Origin of the sequence: Rhizobium sp. 42MFCr.1 (assembly GCF_000377185.1) — a bacterium.
In the GTDB taxonomy this organism is placed as follows: Bacteria; Pseudomonadota; Alphaproteobacteria; order Rhizobiales; family Rhizobiaceae; genus Rhizobium; species Rhizobium altiplani.
In genome coordinates this window covers 62,422-70,709 of sequence record NZ_KB897847.1, presented here as the reverse complement: position 1 = coordinate 70,709, position 8,288 = coordinate 62,422, and the positions used below count along the sequence as shown (strand labels likewise).

Genomic DNA, 8,288 nt, shown 5'->3' with positions numbered 1-8,288 from the left:
ATCCTTGGACGAACGGCCAGGCCGAGCGGATGAATCGAACCATCAAGGACGCCACCGTCAAGGTCTACCATTATGACGACCTGGAAAGTCTCAAGGCCCATGTCTTGGCCTTCGTCACTGCTTACAACTTCGCCAAACACCTCAAGGCGCTCCGATGGCGAACGCCCTATCAAGCAATCTGCAACGCCTGGACAAGGGACCCGTCAATCTTCAAAATCAATCCGCACCATCTCATTCCGGGACCACACACCTAGAGCCTTTCGGCTCTAATCGCGTTGCGCCGCTGCTTCAGCCAGGCTGCGGAACGGGAATTTGCGCCCGCACTCACACTTGATCATGGAAGTTTCCTGATGGTTGGACGCGCGCTGGATGAAGAAGCCGCGCGGTAGTTGATCGACGCTAAAGCCCGGATGCTTGCGCTTCGGATCATCCGTCTCGGACGCTTCCGCAAAGCCGGCGTTGCCGCATTGCGGGCAGGTCAGTTTCTTCGAGAATCGATCGCGTAGTGCCATGTTTATCTTCCAATGTCGTCCGAGCCGTCTTCTTACAGACGATCCTCCACAGACGGAAGGCCACAGGCGTTGAAAGCAGCGATGCAAGCGCACCGCTTCGGCCTAAGTTATTCTTTTGGTTGACTGTAACCGCCGATTGGCGTCATTTGATGGCGCAGAGTTTTGATTGCAGAGACATGTGGATGCGTACGCTCGTTTTAGCTCTCGCGCTTGCCGCGCTATCAATCGGCCTCTCGGCCTGCCAAACAATGACGCCGGAAGAGCGGCGCGCCGCCGACGAGGCTCAATGCTTACGCTATGGCTTCCGGCGCGGCACGGAGGGCTTCGCGACCTGCATGCAGCGCATCGATCTCTATCGCCGTGCCCAGGCGCGTTACGACAGCGATATGCTCATGTTGCAGATGTCCTATGATCTCGACCGTCCTTACTACGGTCGCGGATACGGGCGCCATTGGTAATCACCGCCTGCGCGGCGGCAAGCCGGGCAATCGGCACGCGGAAGGGTGAACAGGACACGTAGTCCAATCCGATTTCCTCGCAGAAATGGATGGATACCGGATCGCCGCCATGTTCGCCGCAAATCCCGAGCTTCATGTCATTGCGCGTGCGCCGACCGCGTTCGGCGGCAATGCGGATCAACTCCCCGACACCGTCGAAATCCAGCGAAATGAAGGGATCGTGCTCGATGATCCCCTTGCGCTGATAGGTCGGAATAAAGGCGGATGCATCGTCGCGCGAGATGCCGAAGGTTGTCTGCGTCAGGTCGTTGGTGCCGAAGGAGAAGAACTCCGCCGCTTCGGCGATGATATGGGCCCTGAGGGCTGCACGCGGCAGTTCGATCATCGTGCCGACCAGGTAGTCGATCCGCATGCCGGCCTCCGCCATGACGTCCCCGGCGATGGCGTCGATGCGCTCCTTGACGTAGTCCAGCTCGGAGCGCAACCCAACCAGGGGCACCATGATCTCGGGCACGACGGCAGCACCCGTTTCATGGGCTGCCGCGACCGCCGCCTCGAAAATGGCGCGCGCCTGCATCTCGACAATTTCAGGGTAGGAAATCGCCAGTCGGCAGCCGCGATGGCCGAGCATCGGATTGAACTCATGCAGCGCATCGACGCGCTGGCGCAGTGCTGCAGCGTCCATGCCCATTGCGGCGGAAACGTCGGCGATCTCCTCGTCCGTCTTCGGCAGGAATTCGTGCAGCGGCGGATCGAGCAGACGGATCGTCACCGGCAGGCCGTGCATGACGTTGAACAGGCTGGTGAAATCGTGGCGCTGGACCGGCAGCAGGCTATCAAGAGCGGCGCGGCGGCCGGTTTCATCCTCCGCCAGGATCATCTCGCGCATCAGATGAATGCGGTCGCCCTCGAAGAACATGTGCTCGGTGCGGCAAAGGCCGATGCCCTCGGCACCGAAGGAGCGAGCCGCGCGCGCATCAGCCGGCGTATCGGCATTGGTGCGCACGGTCATGCGCCGCGCCCGATCGGCCCATTGCATGATGCGCCCGAAATCGCCGGAGAGCTCCGGCTGGATCATCTGCACGTCACCCTTCAACACCTGCCCGGCCGAACCGTCGATGGTGATGACGTCGCCCTTCTTCAGCGTGACGCCGACGCCGATCAGCCGCTCGTTGCGGGCGTCGATGCGCATGCCACCAGCGCCGACCACGCAGGGGATGCCCATGCCGCGTGCGACAACGGCGGCATGGCTGGTCATGCCGCCACGTGTCGTCAGAATGCCCTCGGCCGCGTGCATGCCGTGGATGTCTTCTGGACTGGTCTCGACACGCAGCAGGATAACCTTGCGCCCCTCCTCGGACGCTGTCACGGCCTCCTCGGCGGTGAAGACGATCTCGCCGGTCGCCGCGCCGGGCGAGGCCGGCAGGCCGGTGCCGATGATCTCGCGGGTAACACGCGGGTCAATCGTCGGGTGCAGGAGCTGGTCCAGTGACGAAGGTTCGATGCGAAGCACCGCTTCTTCTTCGGTGATGAGTTTCTCATCTACCATGTCGACGGCGATCTTCATCGCAGCGCGCGTCGAGCGCTTGCCCGCGCGGGTCTGCAGCATCCAGAGCTTTCCGCGCTCGATGGTGAACTCGATGTCCTGCATCTCGCGATAATGCGTTTCAAGCTCGGAACAGATGCCTGACAGCTCCTTGAAGGCATCCGGCATCAGCTTTTCCATCGACGGTCGTTCGGAACCGGAGCTGATGCGTCCCTCCTCGGTAATGCTCTGCGGCGTGCGGATGCCGGCAACCACATCCTCGCCCTGCGCATTGACGAGGAATTCGCCATAGAGCGATTTATTGCCCGTCGACGGATTGCGCGTGAAGGCAACACCGGTCGCGGACGAATTACCGTGGTTTCCGAAGACCATCGCCTGGATGTTGACCGCCGTGCCCCAGCCTTCGGGAATATTGTGAAGCTGGCGATAGGTGACTGCGCGGACGCTCATCCAGCTGGCGAAGACGGCGCCTACAGCGCCCCATAGCTGCACCTCGGGATCTTGAGGAAACTCCTCGCCCAGCTCCTCCTCAATCAGGCTCTTGTAGAGCGAGACCACGTGCTGCCATTCGTTGGCGGTCAGTTCGGTATCAAACTCATAGCCGAGCCGCGCCTTCTCGTCCTCGAGGATCTCCTCGAACACCTCGTGATCGAGACGCATGACGACGTCGGCATACATCTGGATGAAACGGCGGTAGCTATCCCAGGCGAACCGTGCGTCGCCGGCATCGTGGCCGAGCGCTTGTACGGTTTCATCGTTGAGGCCGAGATTGAGGACGGTGTCCATCATCCCCGGCATCGAAACGCGCGCTCCCGAGCGCACGGACAAGAGCAGCGGCCGATCGCCCGCGCCGAACCGCCGGCCGGTAATTTCTTCGATCCCTTGAATGCCCGCGCGGACCTGTGCCTTCAGCTCTTCTGCAATCTGCCGTCCGTTCTTGTAGTAGGCAGAGCAGGCGCCGGCGATGATCGTCAGACCAGGAGGGACAGGCAGACCCAGGTTGCACATTTCCGCGAGGTTTGCGCCTTTGCCGCCCAAACGCTCGCCCTCAAGGGCACTACCCTCTGCCTGACCATTGCCAAATGTATAGACCCACTTGGTCATATTCCCCCCAACACCAAATCCGGATCAACTTAATCCCTTGGTGTTGAAATGAAAATCGACAAATGCGGCCGAAATGTTGCGGCGCACAATAACTGCGACAGACTGAAGCGATTGAGGGGAGAAAAAGCTTTGCGGGACTGCAACAAAGTCCCGCAAAGCCTTATGTCCGTCCAGCCAGGAAAACCGGACGGGGGGTTCCGTCCATACGGACTGTCAGAGCCAAAACCATATTGCTCCGAGCGCGTCGCGCAGGAAACCATGCAGCCGATACCTTTTCGCGGTAATTCGGCGACACCATGAAGGAATCTCTAATACAAGATCGGTAGGAAAACATTACCTGAATGGCGGAGTCAGCCCATTCTGGCAGACTTTTTTTGGGCTTTTCCCAGCCTTTGGCTCAGGCAATCTCGCGCAGTTGTTCGGCGGTCTGAAGATCGACCGACACGAGCTGCGATACCCCCTGCTCCGCCATCGTCACGCCGAACAGCCTGTTCATGCGCGCCATGGTGATCGGATTATGTGTGATGATGACGAAACGCGTCTCGGTGGAGGCGGCCATTTCGTCCATCAGGTTGCAATAGCGCTCGACATTGTGGTCATCGAGCGGGGCGTCCACTTCGTCCAGCACGCAGATCGGGGCCGGATTGGTCAGGAAGACGGCAAAGATCAGTGCCATTGCCGTCAGCGCCTGCTCGCCGCCCGAAAGGAGCGTCATCGTCTGCGGCTTCTTGCCCGGCGGACGGGCGAGAATTTCCAGGCCTGCCTCGAGCGGATCATCGGATTCGATCAGTTGCAGTTCGGCCGTTCCTCCGCCGAAAAGATGGGTGAAAAGGCGCTGGAACTGGCCGTTGACCACGTCGAACGCGGCGAGCAGGCGCTCGCGACCCTCGCGATTGAGGCTCTGGATCGCGCCACGCAACTTGCGGATCGCATCGATCACGTCGTCGCGTTCCTTGATCAGCGCCTCGAGCTTCCCGCTCAGTTCCTTCTGTTCTTCCTCGGCGCGCAGGTTCACGGCGCCAAGGCGCTCGCGCTCCATCTTGAGGCGTTCGAGTTCGCGCTCGACCTCGCGAAGATCGGGTGCTGCCTGCAGCGACTCAAGTCCGGCAAGCCGAAGCGCCTCGTGCGGCGCAACGTTTAGCGCCTCACGAATTCGGGCCTCGGTTTCCTGTCGCTTTTCGCGCGCCGAGACTAGCCGCTCTTCGGCGCGACCGCGGCGCTCGCGGCTTTCGGCGAGTTCGGAAAGCGCTGTCGCCGCCTTGCGGTCGGCGTCACGCTGGACGAGCTCGGCTTCAGCAAGCACATCGGCCGCGTGGCGACGTGCTTCCTCGGCCTTCTGGAGTTCGATCAAGAGCGCGCGGCGCTTGTCGTCGAACTCATCGGGCGCCATTTCGAGCTCAGACGCTTCCTCCCGCGCCTCCTCCTCGCGGTCGCGAAGTGTCGCGATGTGGTCCTCGGCGCTGGCAGCGCGCTGGCGCCAGGTCTCGCGCTCCTGCCCGATGGCAATGATGCGGCGCTGACGGGCTTCGTTCTCGCGGTTCAGGCTTTCATGGCGTGCCCGCGCTTCTGCAAGTGCGCCACGATCGGTCGCGACTTCCGCCTGCTGCGCTCGAAGCCGTACGTCGATCGCCGTCAAATCAGGGGCGTCTTCCAACTCGATCCGAGCGTTCTCTTCCTGGATCGAGAGATCTTCAAGCTGGATCTGAAGCTGGCTGACAGATTCTGTAATGACATCACGGCGGCGGATGAGATCGCCAGAGGCCCGCTCGGCCGCTGCCAGCGCTTCGCGCGCCTCGGCGAGTTGCCGCGCGGATATACGGCTCTTCTCGCGCGCCTCGGCGAGGCGCTGTTCCTGAAGTCGGATGGCATCGGCCGCACTCGCCAGGCGTTCCTCCGCTTCATCAAGTATGTCGCGGGCAAGCGCGGCTTCGCTTTCCAGTTCGGCGAGCCGGTTCTTCTGTGCCAGCCGGAGTGCCGCCGCACTCGGCGCATCCGCGCCGGTGACATGGCCGTCCCATCGATAGACGGCGCCCTCCTTGGTCACCAGGCGTTGGCCTGGCTTGAGGTCCCTCATCAGGGTTGCCGCATCCGAACCGGAGACGAGGCCGATCTGCTTCAGGCGGCGCATCAGTGCGGCAGGAGCGCGCACATGGTCGATCAGCGGCGTCGCGCCAGCCGGCAATGCCGGGTCGGCGGCACCGTCACCATGGCCGGACCAATGCACCGGCGCCTTCGGATCGAGCGGGGATTCGATGTCGTCGCCAAGGGCCGCACCGAGCGCCGTCTCAAAGCCGCGATCGACGCGAAGTTCATCGGCAACGGGTGCAAATTCGCCTGCCGCGGCACCGACAGCCAGCATGCGCGAAATGGTCCGGGCTTCCGTTTCGATGGCGTTCAGCTTCGCACGCGCCTGATCGACAGGCGATCGGGAAAGAGCCTCGGTCTGGCGCGCAGCGGCCAAGGCCTGCTCGACGCCCTGGATTGCGGCTTCCGCCTCGGCAAGAGCCTGCTCGCCCGCCTCGACCACGTCCCGCTTCTCGTCCGGATCGGGCAGGCTGGAAATCTTCTCCCCGATGGCCGACAGCTCGCGGTTGGCCTCATCCATCTGCCGTTCAAGGCGCATTTTGCGATCGGCAAGGTCGCGAATGGCGCGCTCGAGCTGGTTGCGCCCGGCTGCAGCCTCGGCGCGTTCGGCTGTCAACGCGGTAAAAGTGCGCTCACTGTCGGCGAGCTTTGCGGCAGCCTCCTCGAAGGCCTCGCGTGTCTCCTCGGCAAAACGGCCGGAATCGGCAAGGATCTCAGTGATCTCGCTCTCTTCGGCATCCAGCCGCGCCAGGATTTCGGCGTTATCGGCAACCAGCCGCTCCTCGCGGCGGATATCCTCGCCGAGCTGCGCAAGACGGCGGGTCAGTTCGTCACGACGGCGCAGGATGCGGTTGGCATCCTCCTCGAGCTGGGTCTTGGCGATCTGCAGGCGCTGCAACGCGGCAGCGGCGCGTGCTTCGGCGTCCCGCAATTCCGGCAGCTTCAGGCTTGTAATGCCCTGAACCTTGGCGGCCTCCATCTGCATCTGCGCCTTTTCGGCGACGACGACGGTGGCCTGATTGAGCGCGCTATCGGCCTCGGCTTCGGCCTCCTTGGCCTGAACCCAGCGGATGTGCAGAAGCAGCGCCTCGCGGGCGCGTATATCCGCGGACAGCGACTTGAAACGGCTTGCCTGGCGGGCCTGACGCTTCAGGCTCTCGATCTGGCTCTCCAGTTGAGAAGTCACGTCGTCGAGACGTTCGAGATTGCTTTCGGCGGCACGCAGGCGAAGCTCGGCTTCGTGACGGCGCGAATGCAGGCCAGATATGCCGGCTGCCTCTTCAAGCAACTGGCGGCGGGCCTGCGGCTTTGCCGAGATCAACTCGCCGATCCGTCCTTGCCCGACCATGGACGGCGAACGGGCGCCGGTGGAGGCGTCAGCAAAGAGAAGCTGCACGTCCTTGGCGCGGCTTTCCTTGCCGTTGATGCGGTAGATCGATCCCTGCTCCCGCTCGATGCGGCGCGTGACCTGGATCTCGTCGCTGTCGTTGAAGGCAGCGGGCGCCGTACGCTCGGCATTGTCGAGATAGAGTGCTACTTCAGCCGTGTTGCGGGCGGGACGATTGCCGGAGCCGGAGAAGATGACATCGTCCATGCCGGACGCGCGCATGTTCTTGTAGGAATTCTCGCCCATCACCCAGCGCAGCGCTTCGACGAGGTTCGACTTGCCGCAGCCGTTCGGGCCGACGATACCGGTCAGTCCGCGCTCGATGATGAATTCGGTGGGTTCGACGAAGGACTTGAAGCCGACGACGCGAAGCTTGTTGAACTTCATGCCGCGTCCCCGCGCCTGATAAAGCAAAAGACGGGCGTACGGCTTCCGCCGTCGCCCGTCGATCGGATACGGTTCAGATTAGAGCAGGCTGTCGATAAGGGCCGACATGGTGTCAACCGTCATGTCTCCAGAAAAGCGCTTGCCGTTGATGAGGAACGTCGGCGTGGCATTGACGCCAAACTCCTTGGAACCTCGTTCCCGCGTTGCGTTCACTTCATCCAGCAGCTTCTGGTTCGTCAAGCACTTCGTGAAACTATCCTCAGTAAATCCAGCAAGTTTGGCCATCTGCAGCAGTGCAGCGCGGCCATCATCGGCAGCGGCCCAGGTCTGCTGCTGCTTGAAGAGCATGGATACCATCGCGAAATACTGTTCCGGCGTGCTCATTTCTTCCGGCTTCTGCGGATTGCAGCGGGCCAGCATGAAGGCGGCAGCGGCGCGCGGATCAAAGGGGAATTCGCGGATCATGAAGCGGACCTTACCGGTGTCGACATACTTCTTCCTGATCGCGTCGAAGGTCGTCGTGTGGAAGTGAGCGCAGTGCGGGCAGGTCATCGACATGTATTCGACGATCGTTACCGGGGCGTCTTCCTTGCCAAGCACCATTTCCGGCAGCGGGCCCGGCTTCAGCACGGCGGCCATGTCGACCTCGCCATCGGGCTGAGGCACTTCGACAGCGGCATGCGCGCTACTGAAAACCGCCAGGGTCGCGGTCGCGGCAGCCACGCCGCCCAGAAGCTGGCGTTTCGTCAGTTGCATTTCAGAAATCGGCATGAAGGTCCCCATAAATGAGAGTAATGGCTGTGAGTCCG

6 protein-coding genes are annotated in these 8,288 nt (G+C 62.2%); 2 read left to right on the top strand and 4 right to left on the bottom strand.

Annotated features, from left to right (window positions below; genetic code table 11):
* A partial coding sequence (locus C934_RS32410; protein WP_018858833.1) for an integrase core domain-containing protein occupies window positions 1–254 on the top strand: 254 nt, incomplete at its 5' end.
* 12 nt (window positions 255–266) lie between these two features.
* On the opposite strand, the gene C934_RS0123480 is transcribed toward C934_RS32410, so the two are convergent.
* Window positions 267–512, bottom strand: coding sequence for a hypothetical protein (locus C934_RS0123480; RefSeq protein ID WP_018859033.1), 246 nt, complete (start codon window positions 510–512; stop codon window positions 267–269).
* 182 nt (window positions 513–694) lie between these two features.
* Here C934_RS0123480 and C934_RS33990 point away from each other — a divergent pair, with 182 nt between their 5' ends.
* A complete protein-coding gene (locus tag C934_RS33990) occupies window positions 695–970 on the top strand; it encodes a hypothetical protein (protein ID WP_083929893.1) in 276 nt (91 codons plus the stop codon).
* On the opposite strand, the gene ppdK is transcribed toward C934_RS33990, so the two are convergent.
* The 3 genes from ppdK to C934_RS0123465 form a co-directional block, all read right to left on the bottom strand.
* Window positions 903–3,620 carry a pyruvate, phosphate dikinase gene (ppdK, locus tag C934_RS0123475; RefSeq protein ID WP_018859032.1) on the bottom strand — a complete coding sequence of 906 codons (2,718 nt, stop codon included), beginning with the start codon at window positions 3,618–3,620 and terminating at the stop codon, window positions 903–905. The genes C934_RS33990 and ppdK overlap by 68 nt on opposite strands.
* A 397-nt stretch (window positions 3,621–4,017) precedes the next feature.
* Window positions 4,018–7,479, bottom strand: coding sequence for a chromosome segregation SMC family protein (locus C934_RS0123470; protein ID WP_026372019.1), 3,462 nt, complete (start codon window positions 7,477–7,479; stop codon window positions 4,018–4,020).
* A gap of 78 nt (window positions 7,480–7,557) precedes the next feature.
* Window positions 7,558–8,250, bottom strand: a complete 693-nt coding sequence (locus C934_RS0123465) for a DsbA family protein (RefSeq protein ID WP_026372018.1) — start codon at window positions 8,248–8,250, stop codon at window positions 7,558–7,560.
* Window positions 8,251–8,288 lie beyond the last annotated feature (38 nt).